We start from the raw sequence: 200 nt of genomic DNA, 5'->3' as shown, positions 1-200 counted from the left end.
GAGCTGACTGATACTAATCGTTCGAGGACTTAACCAAAATAGATTACTCGTTTCTTCTGAATTCTTCTTACAAACATTATCTAGTTTTGAGGGAATAAAACCTCAAACCAAATAGTCTGGTGGCGATAGCGAGAAGGTCACACCCGTTCCCATACCGAACACGGAAGTTAAGCTTCTCAGCGCCGATGGTAGTTGGGGGT

Annotated in this window: 1 rRNA gene; it reads left to right on the top strand. The window is 43.5% G+C overall.

The annotated features are described in order from the left end of the window. Positions 1–115: 115 nt before the first annotated feature. Positions 116–200, top strand: a 5S ribosomal RNA gene (gene rrf, locus M3204_RS23610); the annotation flags it as partial.

This window comes from Mesobacillus subterraneus (assembly GCF_023715485.1).
GTDB lineage: Bacteria > Bacillota > Bacilli > Bacillales > Cytobacillaceae > Mesobacillus > Mesobacillus subterraneus_B.
Note: the sequence above shows the minus strand (reverse complement) of the source record. Positions and strands in the feature narration are given on the sequence as shown.